The organism is Nitrospira sp. BLG_2 (assembly GCF_049222245.1).
Genome location: NZ_JBLYIG010000553.1, coordinates 1 through 1,527, shown reverse-complemented (window position 1 = coordinate 1,527; position 1,527 = coordinate 1). Strand labels below are relative to the sequence as shown.

The 1,527-nt window shown below is 55.5% G+C and carries 2 protein-coding genes; both read right to left on the bottom strand.

Annotation, left to right across the window (positions count from 1 at the left end):
- Positions 1 to 719, bottom strand: a 719-nt coding sequence (locus ACOSYY_RS14755; protein WP_421663289.1) for an amidophosphoribosyltransferase, incomplete at its 3' end; no start/stop codon positions are given.
- A 19-nt stretch (positions 720 to 738) separates the two neighbouring features.
- Positions 739 to 1,527: AIR synthase-related protein (locus tag ACOSYY_RS14750; protein ID WP_421663288.1), on the bottom strand; the 789-nt coding region annotated here is incomplete at its 5' end.

The window sequence follows — 1,527 nt, the reverse complement described above, 5'->3', positions numbered from 1 at the left end:
TGGCTGTCGAGTCCTTGATCACTGATCACGATCAGTTCGCCCGGTTCCACCTCTCGAACATACTCGGCGTCGAGTAAGTCAAACGCACAGGTCTCGGACGCCACAATCCAGCTGCTGCGCAGACGCCCGATGCACAGCGGTCTGAGGCCGTAGGGATCACGCGCGGCGATAAGACCGTTGTCGGTCATCAACACAACCGAAAACGCCCCTCGTACCTGACTCCGCGCATCGACGACCCTTGCGAGAAAGGAGCCTGCTCGAGAGTGTGCGATGAGGTGGCTAATGACCTCGCTGTCGGACGTGGACTGGAAGATCGCCCCGTATGCTTCCAGTTCGTATCGAAGCATTTGGGCATTGATGAGATTGCCGTTGTGAGCCAAGGCCAAATTGCCAAGTGCGAAATTCACGGTGAGTGGCTGCACGTTCTTCAGATCGTGGCCACCCGTAGTGGCGTAACGATTGTGTCCGATAGCCATATGGCCCGGCAGTTTCTCCAGAACCGATTTATGAAAAATGTCGGCGACGAGGCCCATGCCTTTCTGTATAAAGAATTGGTCTCCGTCTCCGGCGACGATCCCGGACGCCTCTTGCCCACGGTGCTGCAACGCGTACAGTCCCAGATATGTCAGATTGGAAGCTTCTTCGTGGCCGAAGACTCCGAAGACGGCGCACTCGTCGTGAAACTTGTCGGGAGATACGATAGGCAATTCTTTATTCATGATCTCAGCAATTCATAGGCTAGACTTGGTTCAGTGCTTGCTCCAGCGATAATCCCCACCGATCGCGCAGCATCGTCACTCGTTGATCGATCATGGGTTCCGCCGAACCCTCATCTCCGACGGACACGATCAGTCGTTCGCCGGAAACGGCTCCAATCACTTCTGCCGGGACACCGACACTCCTCACATGATCGAGAACGGCCTGTCGATGGGCAGGCTTTGCTGAAACCACCACCCTCGATTGACTTTCGCCGAAGAGAACGGCGTCTTTCCGAAGCCGACCCCTGGTCAACCTTACCACAGCACCCCAGGTTTGCTCGGGTCCGGAGATGCAACTTTCCGCCAATGCAACGGCGACACCACCTTCCGAGCAATCATGCGCGGATTGCAGAAGTCCCCCACGAATCAGCAACAGCACGCAGTCATGGAGAGCCTTTTCCGCATTCAGGCTTAAATAAGGCGGTGATCCCTGTTCACGAGCATGAACAATCTTGAGATACTCCGACCCACCCAAATCCTCCCGAGAGGAGCCCAGCAGGATAATATCGTCGCCTTCCTGCTTAAACCATTGGGTCATCGTCCGTTCGGCTTCTTCAATCAGTCCAACCATGCCTAGCATGGGGGTAGGATAAATGGAGAGTCCATTGGTCTCGTTGTAAAAGCTGACGTTCCCGCTCACAATGGGGATTTGGAAATGCTCGCAGGCATCTTTCATCCCTTCGATCGCCATGGCGAACTGCCACATGATATCGGGCCGCTCCGGATTGCCGAAATTGAGACAATCCGTCAAGCCGATCGGCAGGGCGCC